Genomic DNA, 22734 nt, shown 5'->3' on the forward strand with positions numbered 1-22734 from the left:
ACCGCTAGCGACAGTGAGCGTGACTCATGGATGAGAAATACCGCAGGGCAGTGGATGCCGCCGCGATTTTTTCCGAGACCGATCTGACCGGCCGGATTACGTACGTCAATGATCAGTTTTGCGCCGTGTCCGGCTATAGCCGTTACGAACTGCTCGGGCAGAACCATCGCCTGCTCAACTCCGGTCTGCACTCGGCTGATTTCTTTGCAGAGATGTGGCGGAGCATCGCGTTGGGCAATGTCTGGAAGGGCGAGATCTGCAATCGCGCCAAGGACGGCCGTCTGTATTGGGTCGAAAGCACCCTGGTGCCGGTGCTGGATGACGCCACCGGGCGGATTCACCGTTACCTGGCGATTCGTTTCGACATCAGCGAAAAGCGCCAACGGCTGCATTCGTTGCAATGGCGGGTCGGCCATGACGTGCTGACCGGACTGCCCAACCGCGCGTTTCTCTCGGATTTGCTGGATCAGGCGCTAGCCTTCTCCCGCGAGGAAAACATTCCGCTGGCGGTGTGCATGCTCGACCTCGACGGCTTTAAAGCGGTCAACGACGGCTATGGGCATGCCAGTGGCGATCTGCTGCTGGTGGAAGTGGCCAGGCGTTTGCGCGACATCGTACGTGGCGAGGATGTGGTGGCGCGGCTGGCCGGTGACGAGTTCGTGCTGGTGTTGCGTTATGTGCATGATGTGCCGGAGTTGCGTGCGGCACTGAACCGTGTGCTGGAGGCGATTTCCGCACCGTACGCGCTGCAGGGCAAAGCCCTGAATGTCTATGCCAGCATCGGCGTCACCCTGTTTCCCCACGACAACGAAGATGCCGAAACCTTGCTGCGTCACGCCGATCAGGCCATGTACGTGGCCAAGCAGAGCGGGCGCAATCGTTTTCATTTGTTCGATGTGTTCCGGGATCAAGAGGTCAAGGCCACTCACCAGATCGTCGAACGGGTACGCCAGGCGCTGGCCGCCGGTGAGTTGCGCCTGTATTTCCAGCCCAAGGTCAATATGCGTCACGGTGTTGTCGTCGGCTTCGAGGCGTTGTTGCGCTGGGAGCACCCGCGAGACGGCACGGTGTCGGCCCGAGAGTTTCTGCCGTTGGTGGAAGAAACGGATCTGATCATCGATATCGGTGAATGGGTGATGGATCAGGTGTTGTTGCAGTTGGACCGTTGGCAGCAAGCGGGGCAGGTCTGGCCGATCAGCGTCAACATTGCTGCCCGGCATTTTCAGCGGGCGGATTTCGTCGACCGCCTCAGGCAGGTGCTCGCCCGGCATGCCCGGGTCGATCCACAGATGCTCGACCTGGAGATCGTCGAGTCGGTGGCCATCGAAAACATCCAGCATGTCAGCGCCTGTCTGCAGGCCTGTCAGGAGCTCGGGGTGCAGTTTTCATTGGGCGACTTTGGCACCGGTTATTCGTCGCTGAGTTACCTCAAGCGTTTGCATACCGAGACCATCAAGATCGACAAGACGTTTGTCCGCGACATTCTGCATGATCACGATGACCTGGCCCTGACCACGGCGGTCATTGGTCTGGCCCGGGCGTTTGGCCGGCAGGTAGTCGCCGAGGGGCTGGAAAGCATCGAGCACGGTGAACTGCTGTTGCAACTGGGGTGCGACGTTGCCCAGGGTTTTTTCATTGCCCAACCGATGCCAGCGGCGGAGGTGCCGGGCTGGGTTGAAGGGTTTGTTGCGCCGCTGCAATGGCGGGTGCTCGATCAGACCGCCTGAGGTTGTCAGACCTATGAAGATCAAATGTGGGAGCGGGCTTGCTCGCGAAGGCGGTGTGTCATTCAGCATTACTGTCGACTGATACACCGCATTCGCGAGCAAGCCCGCTCCCACAGGTTCAGGGTTTGCCGACATAAAGCCGGATGATGTCATCGATTTCCCCGGACATTTTCATCCTCAGCAACGTACGCAGAACTCGCTGAACCGGCACGTTCGGATCGTTGCGCACGAAGCAGCCGACACTTTGCTCCTGTAGCACCGCCACGCCTTGCAATTGCCGGTCAGGCAGCAAGCGTTGATTGAACCAGTCCAGTGTCCACTGATTGCTCACGGCATAGCGGTAGCGTCCGGCCATGAGTTTTTCCAGCACCTGTTCCTGATTGCGCGCGTCTTCGCGAATCAGGCGGTCGGCGTCGAACAGCGGTTGCAGGGCCGGGTAGCTGTAACCCAGCACCGTACCGATGGTTTGTCGCGGCAAGTCTGCCGGGGTAATCGCGATCTCCGGTTGTTGCCGGCTGATCAGCACGTCAGGCTGAGTCCATAGCGGAATGCTCCAGATGTAGTCTCCGGACTGGTTCGGCAGCCACGACTGCGCGGCATAGCAGCGAACATCGACCTCGCCGTGTTCCATCGCGCCTTGCACCCGCGCCCGGGGCAGCACGTGAAATTCGATCGGAACGCCGACCTGGGTGGCGAGGCTGACCATCACGTCATGCAGGATGCCCTGGGTCGGACGGCCGCTCTCCAGTTGCACCATCGGCATCGCCCAACTGTCGGGCACCACGAAGCGCAACGGCGCTTCGGCGGCCGCGACGCTCAGATTCATCAACAGCAGTGCCCCCAAGGCCAGCCGCATAAACACTCCGATAAATCCCCCCAAAATGCAGCTTAGCCAGATTAGACGAGCGCGCCGGATGCAATTTTGGCCTTGCTCCGCTAGCATTAGCGGCTTGTGTTCCTTCGTGGCGACGGTTTTCGATGAGTTATCAGGTTCTTGCACGTAAATGGCGTCCGCGCTCGTTCCGCGAAATGGTCGGCCAGACCCATGTGCTCAAGGCTCTGATCAATGCCTTGGACAGCCAGCGGCTGCACCACGCCTACCTGTTTACCGGGACGCGCGGGGTCGGCAAGACCACCATCGCGCGGATCATCGCCAAATGCCTGAATTGTGAAACAGGTATCACTTCGACACCCTGTGGCGAGTGCTCGGTGTGCCGTGAGATCGATGAAGGGCGTTTCGTCGACCTGATCGAGATCGACGCCGCGAGCCGGACCAAGGTCGAGGACACCCGCGAGCTGCTCGACAACGTGCAGTACGCCCCGAGCCGTGGGCGCTTCAAGGTCTACCTGATCGACGAAGTGCACATGCTCTCCAGCCATTCCTTCAATGCGCTGCTGAAAACACTCGAAGAGCCGCCGCCCTACGTCAAGTTCATCCTGGCGACCACCGATCCGCAGAAACTTCCTGCAACTATTCTGTCGCGGTGCCTGCAGTTCTCCCTCAAAAACATGACCCCGGAACGTGTGGTCGAGCATTTGACCCACGTGCTGGGCGTCGAGAACGTGCCGTTCGAAGACGACGCACTGTGGCTGCTGGGCCGCGCCGCCGACGGTTCGATGCGTGACGCCATGAGCCTGACCGACCAGGCCATTGCCTTCGGTGAAGGCAAGGTCATGGCCGCCGACGTGCGGGCGATGCTCGGGACGCTCGATCACGGTCAGGTTTATGACGTTTTGCATGCGCTGATCGAAGGCGACGCCAAGGCGTTGCTCGAAGCCGTCCGTCATCTGGCCGAACAAGGCCCGGACTGGAACGGCGTGCTCTCGGAAATTCTTAACGTGCTGCACCGTGTCGCCATCGCCCAGGCCTTGCCTGAAGGCGTCGACAACGGCCACGGCGACCGTGACCGGGTGCTTGCGCTGGCTCAGGCCTTGCCGGCCGAAGACGTGCAGTTCTACTACCAGATGGGCCTGATCGGTCGCCGCGATTTGCCGCTGGCGCCGGACCCGCGTGGTGGTTTTGAAATGGTCCTGCTGCGGATGCTGGCGTTCCGGCCCGCCGATACCGAAGACGCGCCGAGACAACCGCTAAAGCCAGTGGGGATCAGCCAGGCCACAGTTGATTCCGCAAACTCAGTGGCTGCCGCGCGGGTGGTGGCGCCGGTAGTCGCTGCGGCAGTTGCACCCGTCGCTGCGGTTGTGGCTCCGGTTCCCGCGCCAGAGCCAGAACCGGTCGCGCCCGTTGTCGTGCCAGAACCGGTTGTCGTGCCCGAGCCTGTTGCGGTTGAAGCCGTCGTCGATCTGCCATGGAACGACCCGGTAGAGCCCGAAGTCGTCCAGCAGCCAGCCGTCGAGCCGGTGCTGGAAACCGCCGCTGAGCAACCCGAGTTGCCGCCGATGCCGTTGCCGACGCCGGACAGCGTTGTGCCGGACGCGCCGGAGTGGGCCGCTGCGCCAATCCCCGAGCCGTCTGTGGCCGACGTCGATGCCGCCACGCCCGGCATTGACCTCGACGACGAGCCGCCGCTCGACGAGGATTACATCGAGCCGGACATGGATTCGGCGTATAGCTACCTCGACGAACTGGCCAGTGAACATACCGCCGAGCCAGCGCCGGAGCCCCAGCCTGAACCGGCCGCGATGCCCGCCACCGGTCTGGCCCTGCAATGGCTGGAGCTGTTCCCGAAACTGCCGATTTCCGGCATGACCGGCAGCATCGCCGCCAACTGCACACTGATCTCCGTGGAGGGCGACCATTGGTTGATGCACCTGGACCCGGCCCACAGCGCCTTGTTCAACGCGACCCAGCAGCGTCGTCTCAACGATGCGTTGAACCAGTTTCACGGGCGCACGCTGACCCTGAGTATGGAGCTGATCAAACCCGAGCAGGAAACCCCGGCCCAAGCCGCATTCCGGCGCCGCGCAAACCGTCAGCGCGAGGCCGAGGAGTCAATCCACGGTGATCCGTTCATCCAGCAAATGATGCAGCAGTTCGGTGCGGTGGTCCGTAACGATACTATTGAACCTGTCGAAGCCCTGGTCAGTCAGGGCTAATAACTGAAGGGGTTCGGCCGAACGGGCCGGGCGCTGTTTTTATCCAAGTAATTTGAGGTGATTCCCATGATGAAAGGTGGCATGGCCGGCCTGATGAAGCAGGCGCAGCAGATGCAGGAAAAAATGGCCAAGATGCAGGAAGAACTGGCCAACGCCGAAGTCACCGGTAAAGCCGGTGGCGATATGGTCACCGTGGTGATGACCGGTCGTCACGACGTCAAGCGCGTGACCATCGACCCAAGCCTGGTCGAAGGCCTGAGCGAAGACGACAAGGAAATGCTGGAGGCTGTGTTCGCCGCCGCCGTCAACGACGCCGTGCGCAAGATCGAAGCCAACAGCCAGGACAAAATGTCCGGCATGACCGCTGGCATGCAATTGCCACCGGGCATGAAACTGCCATTCTGATTCGCCTGGGCGCGTTGGATGAGCTACAAAAAAATGCCAGGCATTGCGCCTGGCATTTTTGTTTCTGTCTGTTGGATATGTGACGACTGATACGCCGCCTTCGCGGGCAAGCCTCGCTCCTACAGGTCATGTGTCGCTCTTGTAGGAGCGAGGCTTGCCCGCGAAGAAGTCGACTCGGTCCCGGACAGAAACATCGAACGCCCAACCGCCACAAAGGTCTGCTCCCCTATACCACCGAATTCATCGTTCAAAGGAGACGCTCGCATGCCAGAAGCATTGACCCTCAACCAACGAATCGTCCTGGCGTCCCGCCCGGTTGGCGCGCCGACGCCAGAGAATTTCCGCCTGGAACGGGAAGCGCTGCCGGACCTGGCCGACGGTCAGGTATTGCTCAAGACCCTGTTTCTGTCACTGGATCCCTACATGCGCGGTCGCATGAGTGATGCCCCTTCCTACGCGGCGCCGGTGGAAATCGACGAGGTGATGACCGGTGGCGCTGTCAGCCGGGTCGAGCGTTCGCTGAATCCCAAGTTTCATGAAGGTGATCTGGTCGTCGGCGCTACCGGGTGGCAGAGCCACAGCATCAGCGACGGTCGCAACATCATTCCGGTGCCGTCCGGGCTGCCGAGCCCGTCGATGGCACTGGGCGTGCTTGGCATGCCCGGGATGACCGCCTACATGGGGTTGATGGACATCGGCCAGCCCACATCCGGCGAAACCCTGGTGGTCGCTGCGGCGTCCGGTGCGGTGGGGTCGGTGGTCGGCCAGGTGGCGAAGATCAAGGGCCTGCGTGTGATCGGTGTGGCGGGCGGCGCGGACAAGTGCCGTTATGTGGTGGATGAGTTGGGCTTCGATGCCTGCATCGATCACAAGAGCCCGAATTTCGCCGAAGAACTGGCGCAGGCCTGTCCAACAGGCGTCGACATCTATTACGAGAACGTGGGGGGAAAAGTCTTCGATGCGGTACTGCCGCTGCTCAATACCAAGGCGCGGATTCCTCTGTGCGGCCTGATCGCTACCTACAACGCCTACGATGCACCCACCGGCCCGGATCGCCTGCCGCAATTGCAGCGCACGTTGCTGACCAAGCGTGTGCGGATTCAGGGCTTCATCGTGTTCGACGACTACGGTGACCGTCAGCCGGAGTTTGTCAGCGCCATGGCGCCGTGGGTGCGTGATGGCAAGGTGAAATTCCGCGAAGACGTGGTCGAGGGTCTGGAGAATGCACCCGAGGCGTTCATCGGTCTGCTGGAAGGACGCAACTTCGGCAAACTGGTGGTGCGGGTCGCACAGAACTGAATAATTGACGCTCATTCGAGGCGCGGGTATAAACCGCGTCTCGTTGTTTTGTCGGACGTTTCCCCATGAGCTTCAGCCCTTTGATTCGCCAACTGATCGATGCCCTGCGAATTTTGCCAGGTGTGGGTCAGAAAACTGCCCAGCGCATGGCATTGCAGCTGCTCGAGCGTGATCGCAGCGGTGGCTCGCGCCTGGCGTCGGCGTTGAGCCAGGCCATGGAAGGGGTGGGTCACTGCCGTTTGTGCCGCACGCTGACCGAAGACGACCTGTGCCCGCAATGCGCCGATACCCGTCGCGACGACACCTTGCTGTGCGTGGTGGAAGGGCCGATGGATGTCTACGCGGTGGAGCAGACCGGTTTCCGTGGTCGCTACTTTGTGCTCAAGGGCCATCTGTCGCCGCTCGACGGGCTCGGGCCGGAAGCCATCGGAATTCCACAGTTGCTGGCGCGGATCGAAGAGGCGGGCACGTTTACCGAAGTCATCCTCGCGACCAACCCTACGGTCGAAGGTGAAGCCACGGCGCACTACATCGCCCAGTTGCTCAGCAACAAGGGCGTGATCGCTTCGCGCATTGCCCACGGCGTACCGTTGGGCGGCGAGCTGGAGTTGGTGGATGGCGGGACGTTGGCGCATTCGTTTGCGGGGCGTAAGCCGATCGCTTTGTAGTGTCTGGACTGACGCCTTCGCGAGCAAGCCCGCTCCCACAGGGGGAATCTATTCCAATGTGGGAGCGGGCTTGCTCGCGAAGGGCGCACCTCGGTCCATCTGATTCACACAATCCTGTTGAAAACCAAGCAAGCGCTCGGTTAACGTCGCTGAACCCTTCAGTGGAGTTCGCCGATGCCTGCCTTTCAGGAATACTTCGACCCCAGCCACCAATTGGTCCGTGACAGCGTCAGACGTTTCGTCGAGCGTGAGATTCTTCCGGACATTGACCAGTGGGAAGAAGCCGAAAGCTTTCCCCGCGAGCTTTACCTCAAGGCCGGTTCGGCGGGGATTCTGGGGATCGGTTACCCCGAAGCCCTGGGTGGCAGTCACGAAGGTGATGTGTTCGCCAAAATCGCCGCCAGCGAAGAGTTGATGCGCTGCGGCTCCGGCGGGTTGGTGGCGGGGCTCGGCTCGCTGGACATCGGATTGCCGCCGATCCTCAAATGGGCCAGGCCCGACGTTCGAGATCGCATCGTGCCGTCCGTGCTGGCTGGCGAGAAGATCAGCGCCCTGGCGGTGACCGAGCCCAGCGGTGGCTCCGATGTGGCCAACCTGCAAACCCGCGCCGTACGCGACGGTGATGTTTACCGGGTCAGCGGCAGCAAAACCTTTATTACCAGCGGCGTGCGCGCGGATTACTACACCGTCGCGGTGCGTACCGGCGCGCCTGGATTCGGTGGCATCAGCCTGTTGCTGATCGAGAAGGGCACGCCGGGTTTCACCGTAGGCCGCCAGTTGAAGAAAATGGGCTGGTGGGCGTCGGACACGGCCGAGTTGTTCTTCGACGATTGCCGCGTGCCTGTCGGAAATCTGATCGGCGCCGAGAACATGGGCTTCGCCTGCATCATGGGCAACTTCCAGAGTGAACGCCTGGCCTTGGCGTTGATGGCCAACATGACTGCGCAACTGGCGTTGGAAGAAAGCCTGAAATGGGCGCGTCAGCGCGAGGCATTCGGTAAACCCATCGGCAAGTTTCAGGTGCTTAAACACCGCCTCGCCGAAATGGCTACCGCGTTGGAGGTGTCACGGGAGTTCACTTACCGTCAGGCGGCGAAAATGGCTGCCGGGCAGAGTGTGATCAAGGAGATTTCCATGGCCAAGAATTTTGCCACCGACACGGCGGATCGGATTACCAGCGATGCGGTGCAGATTCTGGGTGGCTTGGGGTATATGCGTGAAAGCCTGGTGGAGCGGCTTTATCGGGACAACCGGATTCTGTCGATTGGTGGTGGGACGCGGGAAGTGATGAACGAGATTATCAGCAAGCAGATGGGGCTTTGAGTTTTGCGGTGTTGCGGCTGACGCCTTCGCGAGCAAGCTCGCTCCCACAGGGGATTCCAGGTGTACACAAGTTTTGTGCACGACGGAGATTAACTGTGGGAGCGGGCTTGCTCGCGATGTCGTCAGTGCAGACGCCGCTTACTTATCGGTAAGGGCAAACTGCGTCAGACAGAAAGTAGGAATCCCCATGTCTTCCAGCCGCTGCGACCCACCCAACTCCGGCAAATCAATAATCGCCGCCGCTTCATGCACCCGCGCGCCCATGCGCCGAATCAGGTTCGCCGCCGCAATCAGCGTGCCGCCGGTAGCGATCAAATCATCGAACATCACCACCGAGTCGCCTTCGCAAAGGCTGTCGGCGTGCACTTCAAGGAAGGCTTCACCGTACTCGGTCGCATAACCCTCGGCCAGCACGTCGGCCGGCAGTTTGCCTTGTTTGCGGAACAGCACCAGCGGCTTGTTCAACTGATAGGCCAGCACCGAACCAATCAGAAAGCCACGGGCATCCATGGCGCCGATGTGGGTGAAGTCGGCCTCGACGTAACGGTGGGCAAAGCTGTCCATCACCAGGCGCAGGGCGGTCGGCGACTGAAACAGCGGGGTGATGTCGCGAAAGATGACGCCCGGTTTCGGGAAGTCGATCACAGGGCGGATAAGGGATTTGATGTCGAAGGAGTCGAAGACCATCGTCGAGGTGTCCTGGCAGGCTGCAAACGTCGCAGTATACCGGCGGCTGAACCGTTTCGCTCAGCCGCGATCGTCGGAAATCAGCCTTCTATCGAACCGCCGGCCAGGGCGCAGAGCTGGATCGGGTCAAGAATGTGGATTTCCTTGCCTTCGGCGGCAATCAGCTCGTTCTGCTGGAAGCGCGTGAACACCCGCGACACGGTTTCCACCGCCAGGCCCAGGTAGTTGCCGATTTCGTTGCGCGACATGCTCAGGCGGAACTGATTGGCCGAGAAGCCGCGAGCGCGGAAACGCGCCGACAGGTTGACCAGGAACGTGGCGATGCGCTCGTCGGCGGTTTTTTTCGACAGCAACAACATCATCTGTTGATCGTCGCGAATCTCGCGGCTCATCACGCGCATCAGCTGGCGGCGCAATTGCGGCAGTTGCAGCGCCAGTTCATCGAGGCGTTCGAACGGAATTTCACAGACCGAGGTGGTTTCCAGCGCCTGCGCCGACACCGGATGTTTCTCCGTGTCCATGCCCGAAAGCCCGACCAGCTCACTCGGCAAATGGAAACCGGTGAGCTGCTCTTCACCGCCATCGCTCAGGCTGAACGTTTTCAGGGCGCCAGAGCGTACTGCATAAACGGCATCGAAAACGTCGCCCTGGCGGAACAGGAACTCGCCCTTTTTCAAGGGACGGCCACGTTTAACGATCTCGTCCAGCGCATCCATGTCTTCCAGATTCAGAGAAAGTGGCAGGCAGAGGGGAGCCAGGCTGCAATCCTTGCAATGAGCCTGGTTATGAGCACGCTGCTTTACTGGCTCGGACATTTCTTAAATCCTTGTGGGAAAACACACATAAGACGTAAGGGTAACTCACGGGAAGACAATCAGGCCAGCGCTGTGCCGTTTTGTCACATCGCGTGAAGGGGCGATGAAACGTTAGATCACTCGCGAAAACCGCTGGCGGTTCTGTTGATCCAGGTAGGCATCGAACACCATGCACACCGAACGCACCAGCAATCGTCCGGCGGGCAGTACGTTGATTCGGTCATTGGTCAGTTCGATCAGCCCGTCCTCGGCCATGCCCTGCAACTGCGGCCACAACTCGCCGAAGTAACCGCGAAAGTCGATGTTGAAGGCCTGTTGGATCTCGGCGAATTCCACGTTGAAACTGCAAATCAACTGCTGAATCACCGCCCGCCGTACGCGGTCATCGGCGTTGCACAGGAGGCCGCGGTTGGTGGCCAGTTGCGTGGAAGCCAGGGCATTCTGGTACTGATTCAGATCGCTGCTGTTCTGGCAGTACAGGTCGCCGATCTGGCTGATGGCCGAGACGCCCAGCCCGATCAGATCGCAATGGCCGTGGGTGGTGTAGCCCTGGAAATTGCGTTGCAGGGTCGATTCTTCCTGGGCAATGGCCAGTTCATCGTCGGGCAGGGCGAAGTGGTCCATGCCGATGTAGCGATAGCCGGCGGCGGTCAGCTGTTCGATGGTGCGCTGGAGCATCTCGAGTTTCTGCGCCGGCGTCGGCAGTTCGTCGCTATTGATTCGCCGTTGCGGCATGAAGCGCTCCGGCAAGTGCGCGTAGTTGAATACCGACAACCGGTCCGGTTGCAGGTTGATCACTTCTTCGACAGTGCGGGCGAAATTGTCGGGTGTCTGTCTGGGCAAGCCATAGATCAGGTCGATGTTGATCGAGCGGAATTGCAGCGTCCGCGCCGCGTCGATCACCGCCCGGGTTTCTTCCAGACTTTGCAGGCGATTCACTGCCCGTTGTACGGCCGGGTCGAGGTCTTGCAGGCCGATGCTGACCCGATTGAAACCCAGTTCACGGAGCAGGCCCATGGTCGACCAGTCGGCTTCGCGCGGGTCGATCTCGATGCCATAGTCACCGGTGTCGTCATCCAGCAAGTTGAAGCTTTTGCGCAACTGGGCCATTAGCTGGCGCAATTCGTCATGGCTGAGAAAGGTTGGCGTGCCGCCACCGAAATGCAGTTGCTCGACCTTTTGCGCCGGATCGAGGTGGCAGGCGATCAGCTGGATTTCCTGCTCCAGGCGCTGCAGGTAGGGCAGGGCGCGGCCGCGATCCTTGGTGATGACTTTGTTGCAGGCGCAGTAGTAGCAAATGTTCGCGCAGAACGGCACGTGCACATACAGCGACAACGGGCGCAGGGCCTTGCGGCTTTCGCGCAGCGCATGAAACAGGTCGAAGGTGCCGACATGACCGTCGAACTGCACGGCAGTCGGGTAGGAGGTGTAGCGCGGTCCCGCCAGGTCATAACGGCGGATCAGATCGGTATCCCAACGAATGGCGTCGAGCATCATGCGGGCATTCCCCCGGATAGGCTGGCAATATTCGCAAGTCTATGGGGTGCGGCGTTGGAGCATCTTGATTTGCATCAACGGTCAGGATTTGTGTGGCCAGTGCGGGCCTCTTCGCGAGCAAGCCCGCTCCCACAGGGGAATGCATTCCAATGTGGGAGCGGGCTTGCTCGCGAAGAGGGCGCCGCCGATCTAGTGCCCCATGAGCCAATGCTGATGCGGCCCCGGCAAGGTCCAGATGCCGAACAGCATCACCAGCAGGCCACCGGTCATGCGCACGCTGCGTTTGCGCAACAGCGCCGTGACGCGCTCGGCCGCCAGCCCCGTGGCGAGCAACACCGGCCAGGTGCCGAGGCCGAACGCGAGCATCAGCAATGCACTGTCCAGCGCATTACCCTGGCTCGCCGACCACAGCAGCGTGCTGTAAACCAGCCCGCATGGCAGCCAGCCCCAGAGTGCGCCCAGCAGCAATGCGCGGGGCAGGCTCGACACCGGCAGCAATGTGTTCGCCACCGGCTGGATATGCCGCCACAGGCCGCGACCGAGGCTTTCGATGCGGGTGAGGCCGCTCCACCAGCCGGCGAGATAAAGTCCCATGGCAATCAGCAACAATCCGGCGAGGATGCGCATGAACATCGCCGCCGGGCTGTTCGCCACCGCCCAGCCCGCCAGGCCGATCAGCAGGCCGGCAGTGGCGTAGCTGAGAATTCGCCCGAGGTTGTAGGCCAGCAGCAATCGAAAGCGTCGGGTGCGTTGGTCCTTGGGAATGGCCAGGGTCAACGCGCCCATCAAGCCGCCGCACATGCCAAGGCAATGACCGCCGCCGAGCAGGCCGAGGATCACCGCAGACACCAGCAGTGGCGCCAACTCAAACATGCGGGGGCGCCTTGTCGTCCGGTTTGACCGGATGGCCGCTGGCCTCATCGACCGCCGCGGTGTGATTCGGGTCCTGGTCGTCGAAGAGGATGCTGTGGGCCGGACCGTCGAGGTCGTCGTACTGACCGCTGTCGACCGCCCAGAAGAAGATGTAGACCGCGATGGCCACGATCAGCAGCGCGGCCGGGATCATCACGTAAAGAGCTGGCATGGCAAGGCTCCATGCCCGCGCGGCTCAGGCCGGCAGCGGGCGGGTTTCTGGCGTGGCGCTGGCGGCCGGCGCGCTCGGCAGGCGAGTCAGGCGCAGGGCGTTCAGCACCACGGTCAACGAACTGATCGACATGCCGACTGCGGCCCACACTGGCGTGATCCAGCCGAGGGCGGCGAACGGCAACATGAGGCCATTGTACAGCCCGGCCCACAGCAGGTTCTCGATGATTACCCGACGGGTGCGCCGGGCGAGGCTGAAGGCTTGCACCAGCGCGTCCAGGCGGTTGGACAACAGCACGGCGTCGGCACTGGTTTTCGCCAGATCGGTGGCCGAACCCATGGCGACACTGATGTCGGCGGCAGCGAGCACCGGGACATCGTTGACCCCGTCACCGAGCATCAACACTTTGCGTCCTTCCTTGTGCAGCTGTTGCAAGACCTGCAGTTTATCGTCCGGTCGCAAACCGCCACGGGCCTCGTCGATGCCCAGTTCCGCTGCGACGCTGGCAACCATCGGCGAGGTGTCCCCGGAGAGCAACAACGTGCGCCAGCCGCGCGCCTTGCAGGCTTCCAGTAATGCGGGTGCATCGGCGCGCAAACGGTCGTCGAGGACGAACCACGCCAGCGGTCCCTGACGGTCGCCGAGCAACAGCCATTGGCCCGCTTCATCGGGCATCAGCGGTACGGCGGTGCCGCTGAGTTCACAGACAAAACCCGGCTGGCCGATGCGCAGGCGTTGCTCACCGACCACGCCTTCCAGGCCCAGTCCGGGCGTGCTGTGGACTTCTTCGGCGGCCAGTGGCGCCCGGCCAAATGCGCGGGCGATCGGGTGCTCGGAACGGTTTTCGAGGGCGGCGGCGAGGCTCAGGCACTGATCGCTGTCGAGTGCGCCGAGGGGACGGATCGAACGCAACGCGAGGCGCCCTTCGGTGAGCGTGCCGGTCTTGTCGAAGATCACCGTGTCAATCTGGTTCAGGCCTTCCAGCACATGGCCGCGCGTCAGTAGCAGACCCAGCTTGTGCAGCGTGCCGGTGGCGGCCGTGAGGGCAGTCGGCGTGGCGAGGGACAAGGCGCACGGGCAGGTCGCGACGAGCATCGCCAGGACAATCCAGAAGGCCCGCGACGCATCCAGTTCCCACCAGACAAGGCCGATGACGGCGGCAGCGATCAGCGACAGCAAGAGGAACCACTGTGCGGCGCGGTCGGCGATTTCTGCGAGTCGCGGTTTTTCATTCTGAGCGCGGTCGAGCAGGCGGACAATGGCGGACAGTCGGGTGTCCTGGCCGAGGGCGAGAACCTCCACGGTCAGCGCGCCTTCGACGTTCAGGGTACCAGCGGTGACGGCATCGCCGAGCGTTCGCGGTTGCGGCAGGTATTCGCCGGTCAGCAGGGACTCGTCGATGCTCGACTGGCCGTCGAGGATCTTGCCGTCGGCCGGGAGGATCGCGCCGGGGTGCACCAGCACTTGATCGCCGACGCGCAGTTCGCTGAGCAGGATCCGCTCGCTCTGGCCGTCGGCACTCAGCCGCAGGCACGAGGCGGGCAGCAAGTTGACGAGTTGTGCCGTGGCGGCGGCGGTGCGTTCACGGGCGCGCCGCTCCAGATAACGCCCGGTCAGCAGGAACAGCGCAAACATGCCGACGGCATCGAAATACAGTTCGCCGACCCCGGTGATCGAGGTCCAGATCCCGGCAATGTAAGCACCGCCAATTGCCAGCGACACCGAAACGTCCATCGTCAGGTGGCGGGTGCGTAAATCGCGCATTGCGCCTTTGAAGAACGGCGCGCAGCTGTAGAACACGATCGGTGTGGTGAGGAACAGCGCGACCCAGCGCAGGATGGTGTGCAGCTCGGGACTGAGGTCGATGTTGAATTCCGGCCAGGTGGCCATGGTCGCCATCATCGCCTGGAACCACAGCAGCCCGGCGACCCCGAGTTGGCGCAAGGCCAAGCGGTTTTCGCTGGCCAGTTGTGCGCTGGCGCGGTCGGCCTGATAGGGGTGCGCCGCGTAACCGATGTGGCGCAACTCGCTGAGCACTTGGCTCAACGGCAATTGCGCATCAGCCCAGCGTACGTGCAGGCGGTGGTTGGAGAGGTTCAGGCGCGCTTCTGCCACCGCCGGCAAACCGCGCAGGTGTTTCTCGATCAGCCAGCCGCAGGCTGCGCAGCTGATACCTTCCATCAACAGGGTGGTTTCGGCGAGTTCGCCGTCGTGTCGCACGAAAGGCTTTTGCACGTCGGCGCGATCGTACAGCGCCAGCTCGTCCACCAACTGCACCGGCAACGCTTCGGGGTTGGCCGAGGCTTCGCTGCGATGCTGGTAATAGCTTTCCAGCCCACCGGCGACAATCGCTTCGGCCACGGCCTGACAACCCGGGCAGCAGAACTCGCGGGTTTCACCGAGGACGGCAGCGGTGAAGCGGCTGCCGGCCGGGACGGGCAGGGCGCAGTGGTAGCAGGACAGTTGGGTGGTCATCTAAGTGGCCATGAAAACAATATTGTTAAAACCGGGCCAGGTTCGGTGGCGAGGGGATTTATCCCCGTTCGGCTGCGAAGCAGTCGGGAAACCTGTTAGCAAAATACTACTGGAAGAATGCCGGGGGCTGCTTCGCAGCCCAACGGGGATAAATCCCCTCGCCACATTGCGACTTTACTTCTTCAGGTCTTCCGCGCCTTGCAGCGGTTCGTCACCCAGCAGCAGATCCTTGTCATGGCTGACCTGTTCTTCTTCGAACATGCGCCAGGTCTTGTCATCCTGTACGCCCAGCAGCTCGACGAAACGACGGCCATCGACCTTGTCGCTTAACTGGCCGATATAGCGACCCTGTTCAGTTTCACTGCGGGCAAGGGTGATCTTGCGATCCTTCTCGGGTTGCGTCGGCGAGATCAGGTTCAGCTCCAGGGTTTTCGGCTGGCTGTTGCCGCTCAGGCGCAGGTCGACTTCGCCGGTCACGTCATCCAGGTGCACACTGGCGCGCAGGAGCAGGGTCTGCGCCAGCAGCTCGCGGTCGAGGGAGCGGTTGATGCCTTTGCCGGCTTCGTAGTAGTTGTCGTTGACCAGGTTGTCCGGGTTTTTCACCGCGATCGTCACCATGGACAACGTCAGCGTCACCGAACAGGCGAGGATGGCGATGATGATCCACGGCCAAAGGTGCTTGTACCAGGGACTTGCGGCGTTTGCTGCGGGCATGATCACTTCTCTCAACGAATTTGTGGGCCAATGAACCGGCTCTTGGCTTCAACGTGGATGCTTTCATCATCGGCATCCTTGAGGATGAATTTCACCTCGTTGGTGCTCGATGGCAGTTTTTCCGGAGCGATGGACAGTTCGACCGGCTGGCTGAAAATCTCGCCCGCGGCGACCTTGATCTCGCGCTTGCCTTGCAGCTTCAGGTCCGGCAAGCCAGCGGCTTCCAGCACGTACGTGTGGTCGCGCTGATCCTTGTTCATGATCTTCAGGCTGTAGACGTTTTCGATCCGCCCTTCGGCGTTCTCGCGGTACAGCACGCGGTCCTTGCTGACGTCGAAACCCACCAGCGAACGCATGAAGAATGCCCCCGCGAGCAACGCCATCATGGCCAGCAACACCGCGGCATAACCGATCAGGCGCGGGCGCAGTTTATGGGTTTTTTGCCCGGACAGGTTGTGCTCGGTGGTGTAGCTGATCAGGCCGCGCGGGTAATCCATCTTGTCCATGATGCTGTCGCAGGCGTCGATGCAGGCGGCGCAACCGATGCACTCGATTTGCAGGCCATCGCGGATGTCGATACCGGTCGGGCAGACCTGAACGCACATGGTACAGTCGATGCAGTCGCCCAGGCCCTGAGCCTTGTAGTCGATGCCTTTCTTGCGCGGGCCGCGGCTTTCACCGCGACGCGGATCGTAGGAAACGATCAGCGTGTCCTTGTCGAACATCACACTCTGGAAGCGCGCATACGGGCACATGTAAATGCACACCTGCTCGCGCAACCAGCCAGCGTTGCCGTAAGTGGCAAGGGTGAAGAAACCGACCCAGAAATACGACCAGCCATCGGCCTCGCCGGTGAAGAAGTCGAGAGTCAGTTCGCGGATCGGTGAGAAGTAGCCGACGAAAGTCATGCCGGTGATGAAGCCGATCAACAGCCACATCGCGTGCTTGCTGGATTTGCGCAGGAGTTTGTTGGCACTCATCGGCGCCTTGTCGAGTTTGATGCGCTGGTTGCGGTCGCCTTCGGTGACCTTTTCGCACCACATGAAAATCCACGTCCACACGCTCTGCGGGCAGGTATAGCCGCACCAGACGCGACCGGCGTACACGGTAATGAAAAACAGCCCGAAGGCGCTGACGATCAGAATCCCTGAGAGCAGGATGAAGTCCTGAGGCCAGAAGGTGGCGCCAAAAATAAAGAATTTGCGCTCCGGAAGGTTCCACCAGACGGCTTGATGACCGCCCCAGTTCAACCACACCGTGCCGAAGTACAACAGAAACAAAAAGGCCCCGCCCATCATCCGCAGGTTGCGGAACAGGCCGGTGAAGGCGCGGGTGTAAATCTTTTCTCGAGAGGCATAGAGGTCGACGCTGTTGTTCGCGTTTTTGGCAGGCGGAGTAACGTCGTGTACCGGTATCTGGTTGCTCATCGGTTGCATCCCACGGCAGTGGAAAAATGCCTCGGTCAGTACATGCCGACCGCGGTCAAAAAGAGGTGTTGCAGTGGCGCAATGATACGCCTGTAGCTCTAGCCCAAGGGTGCGACCTTTGGTCACGTTGGTGGAAATCAAATGACGGTGTAATGACTTGAATCAATTGACTGGTGAAATTATGGACGGTTTTGCCGGTGTCGGCGTTCAGTCGGCCCAAGGATTGATCAGCGCAACGCCGCTGGACTGAAAGTCGCCGATATTGCGAGTGACCACGGTCAGGCCATGAACCAAGGCAGTCGCTGCAATCAGGGCGTCGCTTTCGTTGGTGCTGTCTGGAACGTGCAAACGGGCACAGCGCAGGGCCACGGCGGCGTCGACCGGCAAGATTCTGGCATCGAAGGCGGGCATGACATGACGCTTCAGCCAGGTCCGCAATACCTTCCCCTGCGCCGGGTCACGACGCTCCATTCGCAGAACCCCGGTCTCCAGCTCCTTTAGGGTAATCGCCGAAATAAACATGCGTGGGGCGATGACACTTTTGGCCCAGGCGACGACGTTGGCGTCTGCCCGGGGTTTGCGTAGTTCGGAGATCACATTGGTGTCGAGTAGAAACATCAGGACAGGTCCACGGGTCGATGAGTGATCGCGGCACGCTCGGTTTCGAACTCGATGTCTGCCGCTTCTGGCATCACCAATAAGTCGACAATGCTGGCGTTGTTGCCGGTCAGTTTTTGGTAGTCCTCAATGCTTAGCAGTACATGTGCCGGCTTGCCACGATCGGTGATGATAACCGGCCCTTGGCACGTGGCTTTTTTGGCACTACCTGTGTCCTGATTGAATTCACGGCTGGATATGGTGGTGATGGCCATCATGGTGACCCTCCTGAAAAATCTAATGTAGAAACGTTACTACCAAGCCCGCTGTCCGGCAACTGGTTGAAGGAAAACGGCTGTACCGTTCGTCATCGTTTACAAGGGGCGGGAGCCATCAGTTCGGACGCTGGCGCCAGACGGCTACCTGACCGGGACAGTGTGAGTCGCAATGGGGTTACGCCAGTCGTTACCGGCAATGACGTTTACCGTCAGTTGCGTTCTATCGGTCGAAAGAGCGGCAAACAACCAGCTCTGCTGAACTGCCGAGCCACTCATGAACAAGGGAATGTCGCCGTAAATATAGTTGCTCGACTCATATTTCCCGCTTCGCTTGTGCGCATTCGCGGAAAACACGGCGGTTACACCATAGTCCTCGATCATTTTTGTGAACCGCGAAATCTCGGTTTCCGTCACGGGCCAGTGGAACGGTTGACTCAGGTTGAGCAGAATAATTTTCCCTTGCGTCCGCGCCCGCTTCAAATCTCGTTCCAGCCAGTCAAGGGAAGAAGTGATTTCATAAGCGGTCGTATTGAATAACGAACGGGTGGAAAAACTGGCTGAGTAGGTGGGTTCGTTATTCAGTTGAACCAGATGAACGTCGCCAAAGTCCCTGGAGTAAGCCAGGCTTCCATACCATGTTTTCGTCATGCCGGAAGCTCTCGCGGCGAGATCAAAGTTGTCGACCTTTCCCCAGTAACGATCCTTGAGGTCGTTGACACTTCCGGCCGCCCAATCCGGGCGACCAGCGACATTGTTGTCGTAGTCAAAATTCCCCAGGCCATAGTCGTAAACGTTGTTCAGTTTATTTTGCAAAACCGAACGGATGTATGAGCGCTCGCTGTCCTTCCCGGTAGCGGTGAGATTACCGTTGATCATGACAGGAACTGCGGCAGTTCCCCCTGATTGCGCCCTGAAGTCGGCAATGCTGGTGTACTGCGCATCGATCAGCCACTTTGAGCGCGCTTGTTTGTCCGAGGCGGATTCAACTTCGCCGTTATCGGACTTTTCACTTGACGGGAATTTTGGGCTCGACGCCAGCACGATATAGCGTGGAGAAAGTTCGGAGGCGAGCACGGGTATGATGTTTACGCTACAGGCAAATATCAGCAGGCCCAGGGTTGTAATGCGGTTTGATAGTTTCATTAGAAATCCATTTCTAAGTTTTAGATGAGGTGTATGTTTGCGTTTTCGAAGGTATGCCAAGGCTCACGACTATTCAAACAGTTGCCGTGGCCGGATTGATTGGGCATGTTTCGGGCGGATTTGAGATGCAACTTTTCTTTAAATGAAAACGGCCCCGCCAATTCTCATTGGCGGGGCCGTTTTTTGTTGCATCAAGTTTGCCTTACTGGGCGTCTGCGACCGGCGCTTTCTCACCGTGAGAAAGGCTGTAGACGTAAGCGGCCAGCAGGTGAACCTTGTCGTTGCCTTGCAGCAGTTCTTGCGCAGGCATCTGGCCCTGACGGCCGTAACGGATGGTCTGCTGCAGTTGAGCGAAGCTCGAACCGTAGATGAACGCTGCCGGGTGAGTCAGGTCAGGTGCGCCCATCGCTGGCGTACCCTTGCCGGCCGGACCGTGGCACGCCACGCAGTTGGCGGCGAACAGTTTCTGCCCGGCAGCCGGGTCAGCCTTGGTGCCTTCCGGCAGCTTGCGGCCATCGAGGTTGGTCAGCACGAACGCAGCAACGTCCGCCACGCCTTGCTCGCCGATCACTTCAGCCCACGCCGGCATGACCGCATGACGGCCGCCCATGATGGTGGTCTTGATGGTTTCCGCTTCGCCGCCCCAGCGCCAGTCGGCGTCGGTCAGGTTAGGGAAGCCATAAGCGCCTTTGGCGTCGGAGCCGTGGCAAACAGAGCAGTTGGAGGCGAACAGGCGGCCACCCATCTTCAGGGCTTGCGGGTCCTTGGCGACTTCTTCAATCGGCATGGAAGCGAACTTGGCGAAGATCGGACCGAACTTGGCGTCCGACTTGGCCATTTCCTTTTCCCACTCGTGAACGCCGGTCCAGCCGGTCTGGCCGTTGGCGAACGCGGTCTGCTTCTCGTTATCCACGTAGTTGTAACCCGGCAGCAGGCCTTTCCAGTTGCCCAGGCCCGGGTACAGCACCAGGTAGCCCAAGGCGAAAATGATGGTGCCCACGAACAGCATAAACCACCATTTTGGCAGCGGGTTGTCGTACTCCTCGATCCCGTCGAAAGAGTGGCCAACCGTCTCTTCGGTGGCTTCGCTGCGCTGACCCCTGCGGGTGGACAGCAGCAGCCAGGTCAGGGCGAAGATGGTGCCGAGACTGAGGACTGTGACGTACAGACTCCAGAACGTAGTCATTCTTTGTTACTCCTAGAAGCTTGCTCGACGTGCTTGATGGCTTCGGGATCATCCGCGAAAGGCAGCAAGGTCGCGTCTTCAAACTCCGACTTGCGCTTGGGGCTGAACACCCACAACGCCAGACCGATGAAGGCCACCATCACGACAACGGTGCCCAGGCCACGAATCATCCCGATATCCATCTAAATCACCGTTTGCTTTTGATGATGGTGCCCAGGCCTTGCAGATAGGCCACCAGCGCGTCCATTTCGGTTTTGCCCTTCACAGCATCCTGAGCACCGGCGATGTCTTCGTCGGTGTAAGGAACGCCGAGCGTGCGCAAGACTTCCATTTTCTTGGCGGTTTCCTTGCCGTCGAGCTTGTTTTCCACGAGGAACGGGTAAGCCGGCATTTTCGACTCGGGCACCACGTTGCGCGGGTTGTACAAATGCGCACGCTGCCAGTCATCGGAATAACGACCGCCGACACGGGCCAGGTCCGGACCGGTACGCTTGGAACCCCACAGGAACGGGTGGTCCCAGACGCTTTCACCGGCGACCGAATAGTGGCCGTAACGTTCGGTTTCAGCACGGAACGGGCGGATCATCTGCGAGTGGCAGCCGACACAACCGTTGGCGATGTAGATGTCGCGGCCTTCCAGTTCAAGGGCGGTGCGCGGCTTCATGCCTTCGACCGGCTTGTTGGTGACGTCCTGGAAAAACAGCGGAACGATCTGGGTCAGGCCGCCGATGCTGACGGCGATAACCATGAAGAAGGCCAGCAGGCCAATGTTCTTCTCGACTGCTTCATGCTTCATCAGTGAGCTCCAACTACAGCAATCTGTTCAGCGGCTTTGGCTTCAGCCGGGTTCGAGGCGCGTACGGTACGCCATACGTTGTAGGCCATGAACAGCATGCCGCTGGCAAAGAACGCACCGCCCAGGGCGCGAACGATGAAACCAGGGTGGCTGGCTTGCAGCGCTTCAACGAACGAGTAGGTGAGGGTGCCGTCGTCGTTGATTGCACGCCACATCAGGCCCTGGGTGATGCCGTTGACCCACATCGAAGCGATGTACAGCACGGTACCGATGGTCGCGAGCCAGAAGTGCGCGTTGATCAGGCCGATGCTATGCATCTGCGCGCGACCGAACAGTTTCGGGATCATGTGGTAGATCGCGCCGATCGAGATCATCGCTACCCAGCCAAGAGCGCCGGCATGTACGTGGCCGATGGTCCAGTCGGTGTAGTGCGAGAGCGAGTTGACGGTCTTGATGGCCATCATCGGGCCTTCGAAGGTCGACATGCCGTAGAACGCCAGCGACACGACCAGGAAGCGCAGGATCGGGTCGGTGCGCAATTTATGCCAGGCGCCCGACAGGGTCATCATGCCGTTGATCATGCCGCCCCAGCTCGGAGCCAGCAGGATGATCGACATCGCCATGCCCAGGGACTGAGCCCAGTCCGGCAGTGCGGTGTAGTGCAAGTGGTGCGGACCGGCCCAGATGTACAGGGTGATCAGCGCCCAGAAGTGCACGATGGACAGACGGTAGGAGTAGATCGGACGCTCGGCCTGCTTCGGAACGAAGTAGTACATCATCCCCAGGAAGCCGGTGGTCAGGAAGAAGCCGACCGCGTTGTGGCCGTACCACCACTGTATCATCGCGTCAGTCGCCCCGGCGTAGGCCGAGTAGGACTTGAATAAGCTGACCGGCAGTGAGATGTGGTTAACGATATGCAGCATTGCGGTCACGAGGATGAAGGCACCGTAGAACCAGTTGCCCACATAAATGTGCTTGGTCTTGCGCTTGATGATAGTGCCGAAGAACACCAGAGCGTAGGTCACCCAGACAACGGCCAGCAGAATAGCCAGGGGCCATTCCAGCTCAGCGTACTCCTTGCTGGTGGTGTAACCCAATGGCAAGGAAATGCCTGCACCAACGATCACCGCTTGCCAACCCCAGAAGTGGAAGGCCGCGAGGCTGTCGGAAATCAGTCGCGTTTGGCAGGTTCGCTGCACGACGTAATAAGAAGTGGCAAACAGTGCACAACCACCGAAGGCGAAAATCACCAGGTTTGTGTGCAACGGGCGTAAGCGTCCAAAAGTCGTCCACGGCAGACCGAAGTTCAATTCCGGCCATACGAGCTGTGAGGCGATGAAGACACCGAGCCCCATGCCAAGGATCCCCCAGACCACCGTCATGATGGCGAACTGGCGGACTACCTTATAGTTATAAGCAGTCGGACTGATTGCTGTGCTCATTCTAAGGTTCCACGGTTTGGGTGTTTTATTAGGAGTAAAAATCGGCCGCAAGTATGGAGAAAGCAGGGGGTCATTGCAACGCGCCATGACCTGGGTCAATGCTTTCAAAAGCTGATT

General features: G+C 60.3%; 22 protein-coding genes. 6 read left to right on the top strand and 16 right to left on the bottom strand.

What is annotated here, in order from left to right; all coding sequences use genetic code 11:
• Positions 1 to 26 precede the first annotated feature (26 nt).
• A complete protein-coding gene (locus ACA073_RS09110; protein ID WP_497402981.1) occupies positions 27 to 1727 on the top strand; it encodes a putative bifunctional diguanylate cyclase/phosphodiesterase in 1701 nt (566 codons plus the stop codon).
• A 118-nt stretch (positions 1728 to 1845) separates the two neighbouring features.
• On the opposite strand, the gene ACA073_RS09115 is transcribed toward ACA073_RS09110, so the two are convergent.
• The gene (locus tag ACA073_RS09115) at positions 1846 to 2583 is read right to left on the bottom strand and encodes a substrate-binding periplasmic protein (RefSeq protein ID WP_497402982.1); all 738 of its coding nucleotides are present in this window, start codon (positions 2581 to 2583) and stop codon (positions 1846 to 1848) included.
• A 122-nt stretch (positions 2584 to 2705) separates the two neighbouring features.
• Between ACA073_RS09115 and dnaX the strand changes: the two genes are divergently transcribed.
• The 5 genes from dnaX to ACA073_RS09140 all read left to right on the top strand — a co-directional run bounded on the left by dnaX (position 2706) and on the right by ACA073_RS09140 (position 8476).
• On the top strand, positions 2706 to 4781 hold the full coding sequence (dnaX, locus tag ACA073_RS09120; protein WP_497402983.1) for a DNA polymerase III subunit gamma/tau: 2076 nt from the start codon (positions 2706 to 2708) through the stop codon (positions 4779 to 4781).
• Positions 4782 to 4847: 66 nt separating this feature from the next.
• Entirely contained in the window at positions 4848 to 5186 is a 339-nt protein-coding gene (locus ACA073_RS09125; protein ID WP_008028561.1) for a YbaB/EbfC family nucleoid-associated protein, read from the top strand.
• A 264-nt stretch (positions 5187 to 5450) separates the two neighbouring features.
• Entirely contained in the window at positions 5451 to 6485 is a 1035-nt protein-coding gene (gene curA, locus ACA073_RS09130; RefSeq protein WP_497402984.1) for an NADPH-dependent curcumin/dihydrocurcumin reductase, read from the top strand.
• 65 nt (positions 6486 to 6550) lie between these two features.
• The gene (gene recR / locus ACA073_RS09135; RefSeq protein WP_497402985.1) at positions 6551 to 7153 is read left to right on the top strand and encodes a recombination mediator RecR; all 603 of its coding nucleotides are present in this window, start codon (positions 6551 to 6553) and stop codon (positions 7151 to 7153) included.
• 174 nt (positions 7154 to 7327) lie between these two features.
• Positions 7328 to 8476, top strand: a complete 1149-nt coding sequence (locus ACA073_RS09140) for an acyl-CoA dehydrogenase family protein (RefSeq protein WP_497402986.1) — start codon at positions 7328 to 7330, stop codon at positions 8474 to 8476.
• Between the two features lie 138 nt (positions 8477 to 8614).
• Here the strand turns inward: ACA073_RS09140 and ACA073_RS09145 are convergent, their stop codons facing one another.
• The 15 genes from ACA073_RS09145 to ccoN all read right to left on the bottom strand — a co-directional run bounded on the left by ACA073_RS09145 (position 8615) and on the right by ccoN (position 22617).
• Positions 8615 to 9163, bottom strand: a complete 549-nt coding sequence (locus tag ACA073_RS09145; RefSeq protein WP_027921719.1) for an adenine phosphoribosyltransferase — start codon at positions 9161 to 9163, stop codon at positions 8615 to 8617.
• An 80-nt stretch (positions 9164 to 9243) separates the two neighbouring features.
• Positions 9244 to 9978, bottom strand: a complete 735-nt coding sequence (gene fnr / locus ACA073_RS09150; RefSeq protein ID WP_497402987.1) for a fumarate/nitrate reduction transcriptional regulator Fnr — start codon at positions 9976 to 9978, stop codon at positions 9244 to 9246.
• A gap of 111 nt (positions 9979 to 10089) precedes the next feature.
• Positions 10090 to 11472 carry an oxygen-independent coproporphyrinogen III oxidase gene (gene hemN / locus ACA073_RS09155; protein WP_497404030.1) on the bottom strand — a complete coding sequence of 461 codons (1383 nt, stop codon included), beginning with the start codon at positions 11470 to 11472 and terminating at the stop codon, positions 10090 to 10092.
• Positions 11473 to 11664: 192 nt separating this feature from the next.
• Complete coding sequence (locus ACA073_RS09160; protein ID WP_497402988.1) at positions 11665 to 12348, bottom strand: sulfite exporter TauE/SafE family protein; 684 nt, start codon at positions 12346 to 12348, stop codon at positions 11665 to 11667.
• Positions 12341 to 12559, bottom strand: coding sequence for a cbb3-type cytochrome oxidase assembly protein CcoS (ccoS, locus tag ACA073_RS09165; RefSeq protein WP_017337529.1), 219 nt, complete (start codon positions 12557 to 12559; stop codon positions 12341 to 12343). The genes ACA073_RS09160 and ccoS overlap by 8 nt, the downstream gene beginning before the upstream one ends.
• Positions 12560 to 12583: 24 nt before the next feature.
• Positions 12584 to 15034 (bottom strand): heavy metal translocating P-type ATPase, encoded by a 2451-nt coding sequence (locus tag ACA073_RS09170; protein WP_497402989.1) that lies wholly within the window; start codon positions 15032 to 15034, stop codon positions 12584 to 12586.
• Positions 15035 to 15208: 174 nt separating this feature from the next.
• Positions 15209 to 15748, bottom strand: a complete 540-nt coding sequence (locus ACA073_RS09175; protein WP_497402990.1) for a FixH family protein — start codon at positions 15746 to 15748, stop codon at positions 15209 to 15211.
• A gap of 11 nt (positions 15749 to 15759) precedes the next feature.
• Positions 15760 to 17175: a cytochrome c oxidase accessory protein CcoG gene (gene ccoG, locus ACA073_RS09180; RefSeq protein WP_497402991.1), complete on the bottom strand. Its 1416-nt coding sequence runs from the start codon at positions 17173 to 17175 to the stop codon at positions 15760 to 15762.
• 207 nt (positions 17176 to 17382) lie between these two features.
• Entirely contained in the window at positions 17383 to 17793 is a 411-nt protein-coding gene (locus ACA073_RS09185) for a type II toxin-antitoxin system VapC family toxin (RefSeq protein ID WP_497402992.1), read from the bottom strand.
• Positions 17793 to 18047, bottom strand: coding sequence for a type II toxin-antitoxin system Phd/YefM family antitoxin (locus tag ACA073_RS09190; RefSeq protein WP_497404032.1), 255 nt, complete (start codon positions 18045 to 18047; stop codon positions 17793 to 17795). Before ACA073_RS09190 ends, ACA073_RS09185 begins: the two co-directional genes overlap by 1 nt.
• Positions 18048 to 18191: 144 nt before the next feature.
• A complete protein-coding gene (locus ACA073_RS09195; RefSeq protein WP_497402993.1) occupies positions 18192 to 19193 on the bottom strand; it encodes a metallophosphoesterase family protein in 1002 nt (333 codons plus the stop codon).
• A 202-nt stretch (positions 19194 to 19395) separates the two neighbouring features.
• Positions 19396 to 20379 (bottom strand): cytochrome-c oxidase, cbb3-type subunit III, encoded by a 984-nt coding sequence (gene ccoP / locus ACA073_RS09200; RefSeq protein ID WP_497402994.1) that lies wholly within the window; start codon positions 20377 to 20379, stop codon positions 19396 to 19398.
• Entirely contained in the window at positions 20376 to 20561 is a 186-nt protein-coding gene (locus ACA073_RS09205; RefSeq protein WP_003175465.1) for a CcoQ/FixQ family Cbb3-type cytochrome c oxidase assembly chaperone, read from the bottom strand. Before ACA073_RS09205 ends, ccoP begins: the two co-directional genes overlap by 4 nt.
• Before the next feature lie 5 nt (positions 20562 to 20566).
• Entirely contained in the window at positions 20567 to 21175 is a 609-nt protein-coding gene (gene ccoO, locus ACA073_RS09210) for a cytochrome-c oxidase, cbb3-type subunit II (protein WP_461951065.1), read from the bottom strand.
• Positions 21175 to 22617, bottom strand: coding sequence for a cytochrome-c oxidase, cbb3-type subunit I (gene ccoN, locus ACA073_RS09215; protein WP_497402995.1), 1443 nt, complete (start codon positions 22615 to 22617; stop codon positions 21175 to 21177). The genes ccoO and ccoN overlap by 1 nt, the downstream gene beginning before the upstream one ends.
• Between the last annotated feature and the right edge of the window lie 117 nt (positions 22618 to 22734).

This window comes from Pseudomonas sp. LBUM1670 (genome assembly GCF_059695695.1).

Bases quoted from the DNA above. Each gene is read 5' to 3' on its own strand.
- dnaX (WP_497402983.1), top strand. From the start codon at position 2,706: ATGAGTTATCAGGTTCTTGCACGTAAATGGCGTCCGCGCTCGTTCCGC.
- ccoO (WP_461951065.1), bottom strand. From the start codon at position 21,175: ATGAAGCATGAAGCAGTCGAGAAGAACATTGGCCTGCTGGCCTTCTTC.
- ACA073_RS09145 (WP_027921719.1), bottom strand. From the start codon at position 9,163: ATGGTCTTCGACTCCTTCGACATCAAATCCCTTATCCGCCCTGTGATC.
- curA (WP_497402984.1), top strand. From the start codon at position 5,451: ATGCCAGAAGCATTGACCCTCAACCAACGAATCGTCCTGGCGTCCCGC.
- recR (WP_497402985.1), top strand. From the start codon at position 6,551: ATGAGCTTCAGCCCTTTGATTCGCCAACTGATCGATGCCCTGCGAATT.
- ccoS (WP_017337529.1), bottom strand. From the start codon at position 12,559: ATGCCAGCTCTTTACGTGATGATCCCGGCCGCGCTGCTGATCGTGGCC.
- ACA073_RS09190 (WP_497404032.1), bottom strand. From the start codon at position 18,047: ATGGCCATCACCACCATATCCAGCCGTGAATTCAATCAGGACACAGGT.
- ACA073_RS09195 (WP_497402993.1), bottom strand. From the start codon at position 19,193: ATGAAACTATCAAACCGCATTACAACCCTGGGCCTGCTGATATTTGCC.
- ACA073_RS09175 (WP_497402990.1), bottom strand. From the start codon at position 15,748: ATGCCCGCAGCAAACGCCGCAAGTCCCTGGTACAAGCACCTTTGGCCG.
- ccoN (WP_497402995.1), bottom strand. From the start codon at position 22,617: ATGAGCACAGCAATCAGTCCGACTGCTTATAACTATAAGGTAGTCCGC.
- ACA073_RS09160 (WP_497402988.1), bottom strand. From the start codon at position 12,348: ATGTTTGAGTTGGCGCCACTGCTGGTGTCTGCGGTGATCCTCGGCCTG.
- ccoG (WP_497402991.1), bottom strand. From the start codon at position 17,175: ATGAGCAACCAGATACCGGTACACGACGTTACTCCGCCTGCCAAAAAC.
- hemN (WP_497404030.1), bottom strand. From the start codon at position 11,472: ATGCTCGACGCCATTCGTTGGGATACCGATCTGATCCGCCGTTATGAC.
- ACA073_RS09115 (WP_497402982.1), bottom strand. From the start codon at position 2,583: ATGCGGCTGGCCTTGGGGGCACTGCTGTTGATGAATCTGAGCGTCGCG.
- ACA073_RS09140 (WP_497402986.1), top strand. From the start codon at position 7,328: ATGCCTGCCTTTCAGGAATACTTCGACCCCAGCCACCAATTGGTCCGT.
- ACA073_RS09170 (WP_497402989.1), bottom strand. From the start codon at position 15,034: ATGACCACCCAACTGTCCTGCTACCACTGCGCCCTGCCCGTCCCGGCC.
- ACA073_RS09110 (WP_497402981.1), top strand. From the start codon at position 27: ATGGATGAGAAATACCGCAGGGCAGTGGATGCCGCCGCGATTTTTTCC.
- ACA073_RS09125 (WP_008028561.1), top strand. From the start codon at position 4,848: ATGATGAAAGGTGGCATGGCCGGCCTGATGAAGCAGGCGCAGCAGATG.
- ACA073_RS09205 (WP_003175465.1), bottom strand. From the start codon at position 20,561: ATGGATATCGGGATGATTCGTGGCCTGGGCACCGTTGTCGTGATGGTG.
- fnr (WP_497402987.1), bottom strand. From the start codon at position 9,978: ATGTCCGAGCCAGTAAAGCAGCGTGCTCATAACCAGGCTCATTGCAAG.
- ccoP (WP_497402994.1), bottom strand. From the start codon at position 20,379: ATGACTACGTTCTGGAGTCTGTACGTCACAGTCCTCAGTCTCGGCACC.
- ACA073_RS09185 (WP_497402992.1), bottom strand. From the start codon at position 17,793: ATGTTTCTACTCGACACCAATGTGATCTCCGAACTACGCAAACCCCGG.